Raw genomic sequence first — 15,458 nt, 5'->3', positions numbered from 1 at the left:
CCCCTATCCCCCCACCCCCCCCTCCCCCCCCCCCCCCCCCCCCCCCCCCCCCCCCCCCCCCCCCCCCCCCCCCCCCCCCCCCCCCCCCCCCCCCCCCCCCCCCCCCCCCCCCCCCCCCCCCCCCCCCCCCCCCCCCCCCCCCCCCCCCCCCCCCCCCCCCCGCTCCTACAGGTTCTGTACCTGCCTCAAGAGTGATGCTGGCCAGGTGGGAAGCGGGCTTACCCGCGAAGAGGCCAGTACAGGCTACAACCTGAAATGCCCCACCATCCCCTTCAAGTCAGTCCCCAACTGCGCCAGCTCGACACTTGACCGGGCATTGTCCCGCATCGCCAAGGCCGCCTGGTCGGCACTGCCGCGAATCTGGGTGACGCTGCGGCTGATCTCTTCCGCCACCGAACTCTGCTGCTCGGCTGCCGCGGCAATCTGCTGGTTCATCTGCTGAATCAACGACACCGCCGCGGCAATGCTGCCCAGCGCACTTTCAGTCTGCAACGCATCGGCCACGGCCAGGCGCACCAGGTCGGTACTGCCGCGGATCTGCGCCACCGACTGCTGGGCATTACCGCGCAAGCTGGCAACCAGGGTTTCGATCTGCTCGGTCGACTGCCGCGTACGCCGGGCCAATGCACGCACCTCATCGGCGACCACGGCAAAACCCCGCCCCTGTTCCCCGGCGCGGGCCGCTTCGATGGCGGCGTTCAGCGCCAGCAAGTTGGTTTGCTCGGCCACGCTCTTGATCACTTCCAGCACGTCGCCAATGGTGTGGATTTCGGCACTGAGGCTATCGATGCCGGCACTGGCCGTTTCGGCTGCCGCCGCCAGCTGCTCGATGCGCTGCATGCTCTGGCGCACCACCTGCTGCCCCGAGCCGACCTTTTCATCCGCCGCCTCGGCCGCCTGCGCCGCTTGCTCGGCATTGCGCGCAACATCGTGCACGGTGGCGGTCATCTGCTGCATGGCCGTGGCAACCTGTTCGGTTTCTTCCTTCTGGCTGCCCACCTCGCGGTTGGTCTGCTCGGTGACTGCCGACAATGCCTGGGCATTACCGGCCAGTTGCTCGATGCCCTGCTGCAAACCGCTGACAATCCCCGAAAGCCCCGCCGCCATCTGCTGCATCGCCTGCATCAGCTGGCCGACTTCGTCACGGCGCGGCACCTGGGCATCAAACGCCAGTTCGCCGGCCGCAATGCGCTGGGCGCGGGCAATGACGTGCTTCAGCGGGGCCACCACCGCGCGGGTAATCAGCCAGGCCGCCAGCACGCCGACCAGCAGCGCCAGCGCCGTGGCCAGGCCGATGGCCACGGCATTGCGCTGCAGTTCGCCCTGCAATGCCTGCTGCTGCCCCAGATAAGCCTGGTCGACCTTGCCAGTGACCTGCTCGGCACTGGCCTGCAACTGCGCTTTCAGCCCCTGTTCCCGGGCCAGTTGGTCGGTGTATTCGTTGAGTTTTTCCGAGAAGCTGCCAATGTGCCCGGCCACTTCACCCAACACACTCTGGTAGCCGGCATCACCTACCGCGCCCTGCAGTTGGCCCACCAGGCTGGCCGCCTCGACGGTTTGCGCAATGCGCTCTTGGGCCACGCCCTCCTCGCCTTTGCGGCTTTTTTCCAGGCGTACCCGCGCCTCGTCCATGGCCTGCAGCATCAGCCGCGACACCTGCGCCACCTGCGCGGCCTGTTCAAGGAACTCGCCGCCCTGCTGGCCCTGAGACTGCTTGAGGGTGTACACGCCATCATCGGCCAGGCCGGCCTGCAGCACATCCAGGTTATTGGCCACGCTCGACACCGACCAGCTGGCCATGTCCAGTGCCAGCTCTTTGGCCTGCACCGCCTCGACAAACGCCTCGAACGCCTGGCCGTAGGCCGCCAGGTCGGCTTCTGCCGCCGCCAGCGCCGGCAGGCCCCGGGCGCGCTCGGCCAGCCCCTGCAGGCCGCTGCGCAAGGCCTCACCCTGCTGCAGGTCGGAGCGCAGGGCAAAGGCCTGCTCATGCTGACGCAAGCGCAGCAGGTCGGTATTGAACTGGGCCAGCTGGCGCAAACTGTCGAAACGCTGGCCAACACTGTGCAACGCCGCGATGCCAATGGCCGCCACCACCACGGTCAGCAGCAGCACAAGGGCAAAGCCCAGGCCGAGTTTGCGGGCCATGCCCAGGTTGGCCAGCACACCGTGCTTGCTCGCGCCCATCACCGATCCCCTTTCAGCCTGTGAGGTATCCCAGCCCCAAGGGTGGCAACCTTGCCAGCCGGTGAACAAGGGGGTGGCGCCAGAATAGTGTCAAATAGCTATGTCTTGTCGTTTTTGGCTGTGTCGAGGTCGGTTTGGCCAGGCGCTGCGGCTGCCATCAACAAGCCATGAATTCTAGCCAAGAAGCTGCCATGTGCGGGCCAATGAGCCAATCAAATGGAAGCAAACTCATCTGCAAGTTATTCCAATTGCCTATTTATATAGCCACTTTGACGCCATTAATTTTGCGCCAATAGTGGGGCAAGAAAAAATATTAAATTGCCACTATCGAATTAAAAAACAGCGCTATCGTGATCGATAACTGGCCCGCCCTTCGGACCCGTAGCGCCCCCTGGAGCTTTTCATGAAAACAGCCCTGATTACTGCTGTGGTCACCCCGTTGCTGCTTGTTGCGCTCCCGACGGTGGGGCATGCAGAAACTTCCACGGCACCGTTATTAACCCTTGGCCTGCAGGGAAGTTATACCCAGTTGGAGTTGAACGGGCGCGGCAATGATACCGAGCATATGCCTGAAGGCGGGCTGTTCATTAATTACGGTAACAAGATGACGGCCAAAGAAGGCCTGATTTACCACGCCGAAGCCAGCGGCATGTACTCGAAAAAGCAGAGCCAGAAGCTGAAGGACGGCCAGGCCGACCTGGACCTGGGCTGGCGGCTGGCCGTAGCCGAGCGCCAGTCCCTCGACCTGTTGGTGGGTGCCGGCTACAAATGGAACCGGCTTTCACCCAATACCAGCAAATACGACGTTGACCTCACCAACCGCACACCGTTCGCCAAGGTTGCAGCGGGTTACAACTACCGTTTCAACAATGCCACGTTGCGCTTTGAAGCCGGTATACGCCACGTTATCAATGGCGATTCGCAATTGGAAATACATGACATCAGCAGCGAAGACGTTGATTTGAATGACACCAGTAACCCGTTTGCCGAACTGAGTGTGCTGTTTAACCAACACGGCAGCGTGCCAATACTCGCCTCGCTTTACTTCAGCCGATATAACTACGAACTGGACGGGCAGTTCTTGATGACCGACTCGGATGAACAGACTCGGGATGAGTATGGGGTGAAAGTGGGTGTCAGTTTTTAACCGGGGCGGGCTTGCCTTGAAATGTTGGGGGCCTGTGAGATCGAGCGCCGCGCGGGCGGCGCTTCGCGGGGCAAGCCCGCTCCCACATCTGTTTCGGGCCAGTTACTCCTGTCACCTGCGCACTCGCTCCTTGGGTGCATGGCTGGAGATTGTTGAAGAGCAGCGGCGCTGCCGTTATTGAATGGAACAAACAAGGCGGCCAGCGGTGACCTCATAGGAGTGACTGGCCCGAAACAAACTGTGGGAGCGGGCTTGTCCCGCGAAGCGCCGCGCGGGCGGCGCTCGATCTCACAGGCCCCCAACATTTCAAGGCAAGCCCGCGAATAGACCCACACGCTACCCGCTCAGATCGCCGTAGCCCCGCCATCCACCGTCAGGCAATGCCCGGTGGTAAACGCTGCACCGTCGCTGCACAGGTACAACACGGCACTGGCAATTTCCTCGACCTTGCCGATGCGCCCCACCGGGTGCATGGCCGCAGCGAACTCGGCCTTGCGCGGGTCGGCTTCATAGGCGCGGCGGAACATATCGGTGTCGATCACCGCCGGGCACACGGCATTCACGCGGATGCCCTTCTTGGCGTACTCGATGGCCGCCGACTTGGTCAGGCCAATCACCGCATGCTTGCTGGCGCTGTAGATGCTCATCTTCGGCGCCGCCCCCAGGCCTGCCACCGAGGCGGTATTGACGATCACCCCGCCGCCCTGGGCCAGCAGCAACGGCAACTGGTACTTCATGCACAACCACACGCCCTTCACGTTCACGCCCATGATGGCGTCGAACTCTGCCTCGCTGCCTTCGGCCAGGCGGTGCTGTTCTATTTCGATACCGGCATTGTTGAAGGCGTAATCCAGCCGGCCATACGCCGCCATCAGGCGCTCGTGCAGCTGGCGCACTTCAGCGTCGCGGGTAACGTCACAAGCCATGAACATCGCTTCGCCGCCCGCCGCCTGGATATGCGCCACGGTGGCCTCGCCGCCGACCGGGTCCAGGTCGGCCACCACCAGTTTCAGGCCCTGCCGGGCGAAGGCCAGGGCGGTTGCCCGGCCAATGCCGGCCGCAGCGCCGGTAACCAGGGCTACCTGGCCGGAAAAGGTCATGCTCATCGGGTGCTCCTGTGACGGTATGGTGGGGTTCCGAGCATAGTCAGGCACCGCCCGGCCGGGCAGCATCATCACCCCACCGGTTGGGCTACCATGCTTGTCAGTGATGTTAAGGACCTGCCTTCATCAACAAGGTAGATTGAACGCCTGATTCCCTCCACTGCACACAAGGACCCCGCCATGACCCAGACCAACCGCCGCTTCCTGCTTGCAAAACGCCCGGTCGGCGCCGTGCGCCGTGACGACTTCAGTTTCGAGACCGTGCCTGCCGAACAACCCGGCGAAGGCCAGGTGCTGGTGCGCAACCTGTACCTGTCGCTGGACCCGGCCATGCGTGGCTGGATGAACGAAGGCAAGTCCTACATCCCGCCTGTGGCCCTGGGCCAGGTGATGCGCGCGTTGGGCGTGGGTGAAGTGGTGGCCTCCAACCACCCGGGGTTCAAGCCGGGTGACCATGTGAGCGGTGCGCTGGGCGTGCAGGACTACTTTACCGGCGAGCCTCAGGGCCTGCACAAGATCGACCCCAACCTGGCGCCCCTGCCGCGCTACTTGTCGGCGCTGGGCATGACCGGCATGACCGCCTACTTCGCCTTGCTGGACGTCGGCCAGCCCAAGGCGGGCGACACCGTGGTGATTTCCGGCGCGGCCGGTGCCGTGGGCAGCATTGTCGGGCAAATAGCCAAGGTCAAAGGCTGCCGCGTGGTGGGCATTGCCGGCGGTGCGGAAAAGTGCCAGTACCTGCTGGATGAGCTGGGCTTTGACGGGGTGATCGACTACAAAGCCGAAGACGTGCTGGCCGGGCTGAAGCGTGAATGCCCGAAAGGTGTGGACGTGTATTTCGACAACGTGGGCGGCGACATCCTCGATGCAGTGCTGACGCGCATCAACTACAAAGCGCGCATCGTGATCTGCGGCGCGATCAGCCAGTACAACAACAAGGAAGCCGTGAAAGGCCCGGCCAATTACCTGTCGCTGCTGGTGAACCGTGCGCGCATGGAAGGCTTTGTGGTAATGGATTACAGCAAGGACTACGGCAAAGCCGCGCTGGAGATTGCCGGCTGGCTGGCCAGTGGGCAGGTGAAGAGCAAGGAAGACGTGGTGGAGGGGCTGGAAACCTTCCCGGAAACCTTGTTGAAGCTGTTCAGCGGGGAGAATTTTGGCAAGCTGGTGTTGAAGGTTTAAGCGCGTCTGGCAGGGCCGGTATGCTCCTGCATGGGCGGCACGGGCTGTCGGTGGTTCGACATCAGCCGCTCCTGCATTGGTCGGCGGTAACCCCATGTCGACGGTTCGATAGCGGCCACTGTGGGAGCGGGTTCATCGAGGCGTCGAACCGCCGCGAAGAGGCCAGACCTGCCGGCCCATTTCCACCGACAGTTCACCGTTGCTGCCACCACCGTATTCGCGGGTAAACCCGCTCCTACATTGATCGCTGGTGCACACACATCGTTGCATCGACACCGCCCGTTGTAGGAGCGGGTTCATCGAGGCGTCGAACCGCCGCGAAGAGGCCAGGCCTGCCAACCAATTCCTACCGACCGTTCAGCGTTGCTGTAGCCACCGTATTCGCGGGTAAACCCGCTCCTACATTGGTCGGTGCACATCGCCGCCTCGACACCGCCCGTTGTAGGAGCGGGTTCACCTGCGAAAGGGCCAGACCTGCCGGCCAACCTCTACCAGCCGTTCACCGTTGCCGCCACCACCGCAAATCATGATTTGCTTCCAGGCCACACCCCTTCAGCTACCGGTTTATGGACCTCAAGCGATGGCCGCCAAGCCGGCCAGAATCTGGTGCAGGATTCGTCCTCGACCTGGGTTAGCTCTCACCGAGCCTGAGCTCTGAATTGCGTAGTCGATGCCTGGAAGCCGCGCCAACTCATGCATCCCCTCGGCAATGAACTCACGCAGTTCAAGCTGGGCATGCCTGACCTCACCCAGAAGCTCTGGACGCCCATCAATCAGCACGATGATATCTTCGACGTCCTTGTGATAGGGATCACCAGCGCCGCGACCTCGAAAAGCCTCGAGCTTGGTAGCAAGGAAGTAAGCCGGCCTGAAAATCTGGATTTCGATCCCACTTGGAAGCGCAAACTTAATGGCGTTTTCCAACCCTTCCACAAACCAACGATTCGCATAACCAAGCACCGCGGGGTCTGAGGGCATGACATCAACAATCAGCCCGTGGTACCGGAACCTGCAATTGATTTCGTCCTCGCCAGTGATCCGAAACCCTTTGGCTGCAAGTTTTTCAGTGAGCCGCTGCCATTGGGCTATTCCTGCAAGCTCAATAACCAAATCGACGTCTTCCGTAAACCTGATGTCGTCGAAAACAGTATTGTCCGTCACGAGCATCGCGGTTGTGCAGCCGCCAACGAAGGCAACCTCATTGCGGAGCTCTTCACCCAAGCCTTCAGCTACACATTCGATCATCTCTAAATTATGGTCAGCGTTTGATGTCATTACTTAAGTCCCATCCCTTCCCTGAGGATATTGACAGCAACCCCGGTTTCTCTGGGGCCGCCCACACGAATTGCATCCACCAACGCAAGGTAGTGATAGAGATAGCGGTCCTGCTTTGCTGCCTGAGGGACCGTCTTGTACAGCGGCTCAATCAGCTGCCCTCGCTCACTGCCAGAAGGGTCCGGCCAGACGTGTAGCAAAGTACCTGCGCTTTTGAGGTGCCTATTCAGCGCTGGTGCTGCGAAACCGGTTGGAATGCCACGGACGATAGCGCCTGGGCGAACCGGGTAAAAATATTTCAAGGCAAACTCCGTGATCTGCAACAACTCCCTCCGGTTTACCTTGAGTATGTTCGTATCATGGTCGCTGTAGACCAAGCCCGCGTATTCGCAGCGACGAAGCGAGTTGGAAATCTCACTTTTACTCAGCCCCAGAGAGGCAGAGAGATTTCGCAACGAATAATGCTCAGACCATGACTTGGTTGAAGACTGCACCGCTGTGGGCTCCGCCCAGCCGTACCAATCGAGATCGGCAAATGGCGAATCATCAGTCACGGAAGCGAACGAACCCCAGCCCAATGCAGGTCCTGTCGCCGCCGCGCCTGCACTTGGCCCGCTATCGGAGAGGCTGAGCTCTTTTACGAGCCTTTCTTCCTGAGCGTACAGGCTCACCAATTTGTACATAAGCAAAAAATCTTGACTCTTCATCAAGGTCAAAACCTCAACTGTCCACATTCCATAAAACGTGGACAATTGTCGCATGCTAATTTTCGCCGAGTCAAGCAAAACCTAATTTCAAACTGCACAGTCCCATCAAACGAAAAAGGCCAGCACCTTCGTGCTGGCCTTTCTCTCTATCGCTGGGTCTACTTACCCACGAATTTCCGCCACCACCGCCGCCAGCGCCTGCGCCGGGTCGGCAGCCTGGCTGATCGGGCGGCCGATCACCAGGTAATCGGAACCGGCATCCAGTGCCTGGCGCGGGGTGAGGATACGGCGCTGGTCATCCTGCGCGCTGCCCGCCGGGCGGATGCCCGGGGTCACCAGCTGCAGCGACGGGTGCGCCGCCTTCAATGCCGGGGCCTCCAGCGCCGAGCACACCAGGCCGTCCATGCCGGCCTTCTGTGCCAATGCCGCCAGGCGCAGCACCTGCTCTTGCGGGTCGACATCCAGGCCGATACCGGCCAAGTCTTCACGCTCCATGCTGGTCAGCACGGTCACGCCAATCAGCAACGGCTGCGGGCCGCTGCGCTTGGCCAGCTCTTCACGGCAGGCCGCCATCATGCGCAGGCCACCGGAGCAATGCACGTTGACCATCCACACCCCCATCTCGGCCGCCGCTTTTACCGCCATGGCCGTGGTGTTGGGGATGTCGTGGAACTTGAGGTCCAGGAACACTTCGAAGCCCTTGTCACACAAGGTTTCGACAATGCCCGAAGCGCTGCTGGTGAACAGCTCTTTGCCAACCTTTACCCGGCACAGCGCAGGGTCAAGCTGGTCAGCCAGCTTCAGGGCGGCCTCACGGGTAGGGAAATCCAGGGCGACGATCAGGGGCGTCTGGCAGGCGGACATGGGCAGGGTCTCTTGGCAAGTCGAAAACGGCGCGCATTGTAAACGAAGTGGCGCAGGCTTTGGGGCCCGCGGGTCACGGAATTGGCCCGGCACGGGCTAATGCCTTTCAGTTAAGCAGTTTGGGCTGACAGGTGCATGCCATGGGTGCTTGCCTTGAGATGTTCGGTGCCAATGAGATCGAGCGCCGCCCGCGCGGCGCTTCGCGGCACAAGGCCGCTCCCACATCTGTTTCGGGCCAGTTACTCCTGCTTCCTCCGCACTCGCCCCCTGGTGCATGGCTGGAGATTGATGAAAAGCACGGGCGCAGCCGATATCGAATGGAACAAACAAGGCGGCCAGCGGTGAAAGCACAGGAGTGATTGGCCCGAAACAGACTGTGTGCGGCCTTGTGCCGCGAAGCGCCGCGCGGGCGGCGCTCGATCGCACAGACAATGCTAAAGGCCCGGCGAACACACCTATAATTGAACCAACGAAACGGGTAATCGCTCAAATTTCATACAAGCGTTGCCCATGGCCCGATCAAAGGAGAACGACAATGCCCTGGTATGCCTGGCTGATACTCATCATAGCCCTCGGCTCCATCGTCGGCGGGTTGATGATGCTGCGCGATACGGCAAAGAAGCTGCCGCTGACCGAAGAACAACTGCGCAAGGTACATGAGCGCAACGCCGAGGCGGATGCCAAGGATGCGCAGGACCGCTGATAAAGCAGCGCTTATTCGATCGAGCGCCGCCCGCGCGGCGCTTCGCGGCACAAGGCCGCTCCCACATCTGTTTCGGGCCAGTGTCTCCTGCCACCTGCGCACACGCGCCCTGGATGCATGGCTGGAGATTGATGAAGAGCAGCGTCAATGCCGACGCCGAAGGGAACAAACAGGGCGGCCAGGGGTGATCTCATAGGAGTAACTGGCCCGAAACAGATGTGGGAGCGGCCTCGTGCCGCGAAGCGCCGCGCGGGCGGCGCTCGATCTGACAGGCAAGCAAAACCCCAAGGCAAGTTGCGCCTTTTTGAATCATCTCTGCCTCCTGTCCTGGACTTCCGGATATACATGACCGGATCGGGCCAGGGCATCACCCCGGCCCCTCCCCACTTACTCCACCATCACCTTATCCCGATTACGCTCCAGCAGCGCATTGCCAATCCCCTTGATCTCGAGCAGTTCATCCACCGAAGCAAACGGCCCATTGGCCTCGCGGTAGGCCACGATCGCCTCGGCCTTGGCCTTGCCGATGCCGTTCAACCCCTTCTGCAGGGTCAGTGCATCTGCCGTGTTCAAATCCAGCCGCGGTGCCTGCTGGGCCTGTACCTGGGCCATCACCGGCACCGGCTCGGCCACCACAGGGGTACTGGCCGGGGCAGCGCTAAGGGAGAAGGACAAACTGGCGAACAGCGGCAGCAGCAAGTACGACAGAACGTTATTACGCATGGTCAACACTCCTTGGGTTGGTCAGTTTCCAGCAGCCGTTTTCCTTCGGCTGCGCAAACAACCCTAGCGATTAACCCGCCCGCAAAACACCCACCACCCCCGGCGAATGGTTACCGAATCGGTCAGCAAAACGGCCAGCCTCTACCACCCACAAACAGCGCCCTTTTCACCGCTGCCGGCCCCAGCCCCGGCAGCTCAAGCCCTTGGCCCTGTGCCCGCAGGCAAATCCCCGTTTGTCCGATAACCCCTGCCTACCCACGTACTGCCAATTTCCCACAGCGCCCGCCGAACAAGGCCCGCCACGCAAACCACCCCACCCGCCGGCCGGCAACGCCCCCCCTGCAAACTGGCACCCCACTGCCCGCCTGCTAGATTTCTTGAGCAATGGAAACCGCCGCGCTTCAAGGACCCGAGCAAGAGGATCACCGCCGTGCCCCTCAAGACCCTGACCGTTTTCGGTACCCGCCCAGAAGCCATCAAGATGGCCCCGCTAGCCCTGCAACTGGCCCAGGACAACCGCTTCGACGCCCGTGTATGCGTCACCGGCCAACACCGGCAAATGCTCGACCAGGTGCTGGAGCTGTTCGGCATCAGCCCCGACTACGACCTGAACATCATGAAAGCCGGCCAGGACCTGACCAGCGTTACCACCGCCATCCTGCAAGGCATCCAGCCCGTGCTGGCCGAGTTCAAGCCCGACGTGGTGCTGGTGCACGGCGACACCGCCACCACCTTTGCCACCAGCCTGGCGGCCTACTACCAGCAAATCCCGATTGCCCACGTAGAAGCCGGCCTGCGCACCAACAACCTGTATTCACCCTGGCCCGAAGAAGGCAACCGGCGCCTCACCGGCGCCCTGGCCGCGCTGCACTTTGCCCCCACCAGCACCTCACGCGACAACCTGCTGCGCGAAGGCACCGACCCCGCACACATATTTACCACCGGCAACACCGTGATCGACGCCCTGCTGGAGGTGGAGCAAAAGCTGCAAAGCCCGGCGCTGAACGCCCGTTTCGCCAGCCACTTCAGCTACCTGGCCGCCGACCGCCGCCTGTTGCTGGTCACCGGCCACCGGCGCGAGAACTTTGGTGGCGGCTTTGAACGCATCTGCCAGGCGCTGGTGCAGACCGCACGGCAATTCCCCGAAGTGGACGTGGTGTACCCGGTACACCTCAACCCCAACGTACGCGAGCCGGTCAACCGCCTGCTGGGGGATGTGCGCAACATCCACCTGATCGAGCCACTGGATTACCTGCCGTTCGTGTACCTGATGACCCGCGCATACGTGATCCTGACCGACTCGGGGGGCATACAGGAGGAAGCGCCCGCGCTGGGCAAACCGGTGCTGGTAATGCGCGACACCACCGAACGGCCCGAAGCTGTGGCGGCGGGTACGGTCAGGTTGGTGGGGACAGAAGTGGAATCGATTGTGAGGGAGCTGAATACCCTGCTGACCGATGAAGCGGTGTACCGCGAGATGAGTGTTGCGCATAACCCGTATGGCGATGGCAAGGCGTGTGCGCGCATTCGCGAAGCACTGGCTGCGTTTGCAGGGGAGTAATGCAGCGCCTGTGAGACCGAGCGCCGCCCGCGCGGCGCTTCGCGGCACAAGGCCGCTCCCACATCTGTTTCGGGCCAATAACTCCAGTGCCAGGTGGGGTGCAGCCCTGGTGCATGGCTGCATATGGATGAAGGACAATTTCCCCCCGATATCGAAGGGAGCACAGAAGGCGGACAGCGGCGCCCTCACAGCAGAGACTGGCCCGAAACAGATGTGGGAGCGGCCTTGTGCCGCGAAGCGCCGCGCGGGCGGCGCTCGATCTCACAGGCACCCAACATCTCAAGGCATGCACCTGTCAGCCTATACCGCTTAACTGACTGGCATCAGGGCTTGCCCCGCGAAGAAGGCAACGCGGTGCCCGCCATCCGCCCCGTCAGACTTTCCTGAAACCTCCCCCCACCCCTTCAACTCAGATAACCAGGCGAACTATCCTACACACCAGTCAGAAGCAGCTGAATTGTCGGGGAAATGCCCCAGGGATAACGTCATCGGGTCGCCATATGGGTGACCGGGTGTGAGAACCTGATGCGAGTTACCTGGCTTGCCTGTCATGGCGGTCGTACGCGGGCAGACCTCGGTCTGGCCGGGCTTTGTGGCTCCCTCGGTTTCTCACCCCGCGTACGACTGCCGCCCTGATCCGTGAGAAAGATTCGCGTGGCAGTTCCACTTACCAGGAGCTACTACCATGAAAAACAACGACCAATCCCCCATCCTCACCGCAGGCATCGAAACCTTCCTCGAAGCCGGCAACCCCACCCTGGACCTGCTCCGCGTCCAACCCGGCGTCCCCGTCGACGACGCCTACGAACACGTCTCCGTCCTGCTGGGCTACTGCAAGCACCTGGTGCGCGAAGGCGACATGGAAGACGACCACAAAATGCTGGGCGCAGCCGATTACCTGCTGGCCATGGCCAAAGCCCTGATGAACGACATCGAGATTGCCAAGAACAAGCGCCACTAAACCGCGCGCCCCCAAGCCAGGCGAGGCTCTACCTCGCCTACCGAGCTTTTTTGTAGGAGCGGGTTCACCCGCGAATGCGTCCGCACCGACAACACCACATGCCCGATAGAAACCGGCCAGCAGCCCCACCCTTTCGCGGGTAGACCGCCCCTACACCGGAGTGGCCTTCTATGGAAGTGGACTTCTGAAGAAGCACGCACCTGTGGGAGCGGGCTCGCCCCGCGAACACCGGCAAAGCCGGTGCCATCCACTTCAAGAGCCCCCATCAGCCCCCCTCAAATCACCGTTCGAGGATAAACACTGATAAACGCCGAAATCGCAATCGCATCCCCATCATCAACCTTCACCCGCGGGCTCTGCCCCGAGCGTTTGATATCAGACGCGAAATCCGCCGCCTTGAACGCCTGCTCAAGCTCATCACCACCCACCCCGGCATACACAACCACCTGGGTACCGGTATTGTGCTTTTGCACAGCCAGCTGCTTGATCTGCACCTGCACACCCGACTTGGTCAGCGCCACAGCGATTTCCTTGGCAAAGCGAACCGCCTCTTTGTCATCCTTGTGGATATTCAGCAGTACCACCGGTGCCAGCGTTTTAGCCTTCAGCTCACCCGCCAACGCCTTGAATGCGTCCTGCGCCTGAGGCGTCAGCGTTCGGGGCTTGAGGCTGGCTTCCAGCTTCAGCCGTTCGGCCCTCTCCTGCTCCAGTTCGGCCCTCCCACGTTCGAGTTCGGCCTTGAGCGACTCGTTTTGCTCCAGGAGCTGCTGGATTTCCAACTGCGCCTGCACATCCGATTCATTGACCACGGTAACCTCCTGCGAGGCCCGTGAAATCGTCAATTCGGAGTGCTGGTTTTTCACGTCCGAGGTCATGTGGGCGAGGATCATCGCGCTGGCCGCGATCAACGCTGCGATGACCGCTGTGGCAGAGGCTATGGCATGGATAAGGCTGGCTGCGTCTGCTGAAATATCAGGCATAAACAACTTCTTGAGGTTAAGGATTTTCATCGTTTCACGTTAAGGGAGTCGCGCCGTAATTGGCACGCCTCGATTACTCACAGCGCTTCGAAAAGCGAGCTTAACCATTGCAGAGTGCTATACATTTGAATGACTTACGATAGCATTTAAACGACAAAAACTCTGTTCGGCTCCAAGCTTACGCCTACCCACACCCGTTTTAGACTCTTGGCCTTGGAGAAATCAGCCACGGTGCCGACCGCGGAAGTGGTTGATCAACCCTTGCGTCGAACCATCTTCAGCACTGTCTTCAACGTTTCCAATCAAGCGCTGATATACCCCCTCACCCAACTCCTTGCCCAACTCAACACCCCATTGGTCAAACGCGTTGATGCCCCAGATAACGCTTTGAACGAAGACTTTGTGCTCGTACATGGCTACCAAGGCACCCAAGCGGCGTGGGCTGATGCGCTCGACGACCAAGGTATTGCTCGGGCGGTTGCCTGGAATTACCTTGTGTGGTGCTAACCTTTCGATAACTGTTTCGCTCAAGCCTTTGGCTCGCAGCTCAGCTTCAGCCTCATCACGCGATTTGCCCAGCATCAACGCCTGGCTCTGCGACAGGCAGTTTGCGTACAGCCACTGGTGATGGTCCGCTACGGGGTTGAAGCTCACTACTGGCACGATGAAGTCAGCAGGAATCAGCTGAGTGCCCTGATGCAATAGTTGGTGGTAGGCGTGTTGCCCGTTGCAGCCAACGCCACCCCAGATTACCGGACCGGTCTCGGTTTTGACGGGTGTGCCATCCTGCAAAACACTCTTACCATTGGACTCCATATCCAGCTGCTGCAAGTGTTTGGTGATGTTGCGCAAGTAGTGATCGTACGGCAGGATCGCGTGGCTATGCGCACCCCAGAAGTTGCCGTACCACACGCCAAGCAAAGCCAGCAGCACAGGCATGTTTTCACTGAAAGGCGCGGACTGGAAATGTTGGTCCATGGCATGCGCACCAGACAACAGTTCCTTGAAATTGGCAGTACCGATAGCCAGGGCAATCGGCAGGCCGATTGCCGACCACAGCGAATAACGTCCACCCACCCAATCCCACATCGGGAAGATGTTTTCTTCTCGAATACCGAAAGCTACTGCAGCAGACTTATTGCTCGAGACGGCGATAAAATGACGATACAGTTCAGCCTCCGTACCACCCTGCGCCAAGTACCACGTACGCGCGGCGGTAGCGTTCTTCAGGGTTTCAAGGGTGTTGAACGACTTCGACGAAACGATAAACAACGTGGTTTCAGCGCGCAGATTGGCAGACAGTTCATGGAACTCGCTACCGTCGATATTTGCGAGATAGTGGCAGCGCACGCCACGCTGGGCATAGGGCAGCAACGCCTCGGAAACCAGCTCGGGGCCAAGGAACGAACCGCCAATACCGATATTGACCACGTCAGTAATCGGCTTTTCGGTGTAGCCGCGCCACAGGCCATTGTGGATACGACCGACCAAATCGGTAATCTGGTAAAGTACCTTGTGCACCTCGGGAATAATGTCCACCCCGTTGACACACAGCTTGTCAGCCACTGGCCGGCGCAATGCCGTGTGAAGTACCGGGCGCCCTTCGGTAGCGTTGATGACCTCACCGCTGAACATCGACTGGATCGCACCCTGAAGCCCCACCTCGCTGGCCAGGCTCACCAACAAGTCACGTGTCTGGTCGGTGATCAGGTTTTTCGAATAATCCAGGAACAGGCCGCAACTACTCAGGGAGAAACGGTCGAAGCGATTGGCATCGTTGCTAAAAGCTTCACGCATGCTGAAGCCTTGCATGGCATCGCGGTGTTGCTGAAGCGCCTTCCAGGTTGGCAAAGCAGTGACATCGTGGGGTGTACGGTAAAACGCCATTGCGGGGAGATCCTTGATGCTGGGTGATGCTTGAACCCAGCAGTCATTGCCAGGTTCAGATTCGGCGCCATTATAGGCATTAAGCACGCGCGGGAAAGGGAAAAGCCCGAAAGGGAAGCTTTCAGGGGCGACGAAATGCCCGTTTTTTCTGGTAAAGGAACACCCTTGATCAGATGTGAAA

Annotated in this window: 13 protein-coding genes and 1 pseudogene; 5 read left to right on the top strand and 9 right to left on the bottom strand. The window is 60.7% G+C overall.

Annotation, left to right across the window (positions count from 1 at the left end; genetic code table 11):
• Positions 1-243 precede the first annotated feature (243 nt).
• A complete protein-coding gene (locus ACIP02_RS25925; RefSeq protein WP_400622469.1) occupies positions 244-1,107 on the bottom strand; it encodes a methyl-accepting chemotaxis protein in 864 nt (287 codons plus the stop codon).
• Positions 1,105-1,632, bottom strand: a pseudogene (locus ACIP02_RS25920) (HAMP domain-containing protein); the annotation flags it as partial. The gene ACIP02_RS25925 and the pseudogene ACIP02_RS25920, both read right to left, overlap by 3 nt.
• A gap of 955 nt (positions 1,633-2,587) precedes the next feature.
• Here ACIP02_RS25920 and ACIP02_RS25915 point away from each other — a divergent pair.
• The gene (locus ACIP02_RS25915; RefSeq protein WP_400622467.1) at positions 2,588-3,331 is read left to right on the top strand and encodes a hypothetical protein; all 744 of its coding nucleotides are present in this window, start codon (positions 2,588-2,590) and stop codon (positions 3,329-3,331) included.
• A gap of 344 nt (positions 3,332-3,675) precedes the next feature.
• Here ACIP02_RS25915 and ACIP02_RS25910 read toward each other — a convergent pair whose 3' ends face one another.
• Entirely contained in the window at positions 3,676-4,437 is a 762-nt protein-coding gene (locus ACIP02_RS25910; protein WP_400622465.1) for an SDR family oxidoreductase, read from the bottom strand.
• A 177-nt stretch (positions 4,438-4,614) separates the two neighbouring features.
• Between ACIP02_RS25910 and ACIP02_RS25905 the strand changes: the two genes are divergently transcribed.
• Positions 4,615-5,616, top strand: a complete 1,002-nt coding sequence (locus ACIP02_RS25905; RefSeq protein WP_201207630.1) for an NADP-dependent oxidoreductase — start codon at positions 4,615-4,617, stop codon at positions 5,614-5,616.
• A 573-nt stretch (positions 5,617-6,189) separates the two neighbouring features.
• Here the strand turns inward: ACIP02_RS25905 and ACIP02_RS25900 are convergent.
• The 3 genes from ACIP02_RS25900 to pyrF form a co-directional block, all read right to left on the bottom strand.
• Positions 6,190-6,891 (bottom strand): hypothetical protein, encoded by a 702-nt coding sequence (locus ACIP02_RS25900; protein ID WP_400622463.1) that lies wholly within the window; start codon positions 6,889-6,891, stop codon positions 6,190-6,192.
• Positions 6,891-7,598, bottom strand: coding sequence for a MarR family transcriptional regulator (locus tag ACIP02_RS25895; protein WP_400622461.1), 708 nt, complete (start codon positions 7,596-7,598; stop codon positions 6,891-6,893). Before ACIP02_RS25895 ends, ACIP02_RS25900 begins: the two co-directional genes overlap by 1 nt.
• A gap of 162 nt (positions 7,599-7,760) precedes the next feature.
• Positions 7,761-8,462 (bottom strand): orotidine-5'-phosphate decarboxylase, encoded by a 702-nt coding sequence (gene pyrF, locus ACIP02_RS25890; RefSeq protein WP_012271070.1) that lies wholly within the window; start codon positions 8,460-8,462, stop codon positions 7,761-7,763.
• Between the two features lie 535 nt (positions 8,463-8,997).
• Between pyrF and ACIP02_RS25885 the strand changes: the two genes are divergently transcribed.
• The gene (locus tag ACIP02_RS25885; RefSeq protein WP_003252762.1) at positions 8,998-9,165 is read left to right on the top strand and encodes a DUF2897 family protein; all 168 of its coding nucleotides are present in this window, start codon (positions 8,998-9,000) and stop codon (positions 9,163-9,165) included.
• A gap of 387 nt (positions 9,166-9,552) precedes the next feature.
• Here the strand turns inward: ACIP02_RS25885 and ACIP02_RS25880 are convergent, their stop codons facing one another.
• Positions 9,553-9,888 (bottom strand): ComEA family DNA-binding protein, encoded by a 336-nt coding sequence (locus ACIP02_RS25880; RefSeq protein ID WP_400622458.1) that lies wholly within the window; start codon positions 9,886-9,888, stop codon positions 9,553-9,555.
• A 430-nt stretch (positions 9,889-10,318) separates the two neighbouring features.
• Here ACIP02_RS25880 and wecB point away from each other — a divergent pair, with 430 nt between their 5' ends.
• Together wecB and ACIP02_RS25870 are read left to right on the top strand one after the other, a co-directional pair.
• Positions 10,319-11,449 carry a non-hydrolyzing UDP-N-acetylglucosamine 2-epimerase gene (wecB, locus tag ACIP02_RS25875; RefSeq protein WP_400622456.1) on the top strand — a complete coding sequence of 377 codons (1,131 nt, stop codon included), beginning with the start codon at positions 10,319-10,321 and terminating at the stop codon, positions 11,447-11,449.
• A gap of 685 nt (positions 11,450-12,134) precedes the next feature.
• Positions 12,135-12,410 (top strand): DUF3077 domain-containing protein, encoded by a 276-nt coding sequence (locus ACIP02_RS25870; protein WP_400622454.1) that lies wholly within the window; start codon positions 12,135-12,137, stop codon positions 12,408-12,410.
• Positions 12,411-12,685: 275 nt separating this feature from the next.
• Here the strand turns inward: ACIP02_RS25870 and ACIP02_RS25865 are convergent, their stop codons facing one another.
• Positions 12,686-13,420, bottom strand: coding sequence for a hypothetical protein (locus ACIP02_RS25865; protein WP_400622453.1), 735 nt, complete (start codon positions 13,418-13,420; stop codon positions 12,686-12,688).
• Positions 13,421-13,612: 192 nt separating this feature from the next.
• Entirely contained in the window at positions 13,613-15,277 is a 1,665-nt protein-coding gene (gene pgi / locus ACIP02_RS25860; protein WP_400622451.1) for a glucose-6-phosphate isomerase, read from the bottom strand.
• Between the last annotated feature and the right edge of the window lie 181 nt (positions 15,278-15,458).

Origin of the sequence: Pseudomonas sp. NPDC089408, assembly GCF_044749445.1 — a bacterium.
Classification (GTDB): Bacteria; Pseudomonadota; Gammaproteobacteria; order Pseudomonadales; family Pseudomonadaceae; genus Aquipseudomonas.
The sequence above is the reverse complement of the archived record's forward strand: the minus strand, read 5'-3'. Positions and strand labels throughout refer to the sequence as shown.

Bases quoted from the DNA above. Each gene is read 5' to 3' on its own strand.
- ACIP02_RS25925 (WP_400622469.1), bottom strand. From the start codon at position 1,107: ATGGCGGCGGGGCTTTCGGGGATTGTCAGCGGTTTGCAGCAGGGCATC.
- ACIP02_RS25915 (WP_400622467.1), top strand. From the start codon at position 2,588: ATGAAAACAGCCCTGATTACTGCTGTGGTCACCCCGTTGCTGCTTGTT.
- ACIP02_RS25910 (WP_400622465.1), bottom strand. From the start codon at position 4,437: ATGAGCATGACCTTTTCCGGCCAGGTAGCCCTGGTTACCGGCGCTGCG.
- ACIP02_RS25905 (WP_201207630.1), top strand. From the start codon at position 4,615: ATGACCCAGACCAACCGCCGCTTCCTGCTTGCAAAACGCCCGGTCGGC.
- ACIP02_RS25900 (WP_400622463.1), bottom strand. From the start codon at position 6,891: ATGACATCAAACGCTGACCATAATTTAGAGATGATCGAATGTGTAGCT.
- ACIP02_RS25895 (WP_400622461.1), bottom strand. From the start codon at position 7,598: ATGAAGAGTCAAGATTTTTTGCTTATGTACAAATTGGTGAGCCTGTAC.
- pyrF (WP_012271070.1), bottom strand. From the start codon at position 8,462: ATGTCCGCCTGCCAGACGCCCCTGATCGTCGCCCTGGATTTCCCTACC.
- ACIP02_RS25885 (WP_003252762.1), top strand. From the start codon at position 8,998: ATGCCCTGGTATGCCTGGCTGATACTCATCATAGCCCTCGGCTCCATC.
- ACIP02_RS25880 (WP_400622458.1), bottom strand. From the start codon at position 9,888: ATGCGTAATAACGTTCTGTCGTACTTGCTGCTGCCGCTGTTCGCCAGT.
- ACIP02_RS25870 (WP_400622454.1), top strand. From the start codon at position 12,135: ATGAAAAACAACGACCAATCCCCCATCCTCACCGCAGGCATCGAAACC.
- ACIP02_RS25865 (WP_400622453.1), bottom strand. From the start codon at position 13,420: ATGAAAATCCTTAACCTCAAGAAGTTGTTTATGCCTGATATTTCAGCA.
- pgi (WP_400622451.1), bottom strand. From the start codon at position 15,277: ATGGCGTTTTACCGTACACCCCACGATGTCACTGCTTTGCCAACCTGG.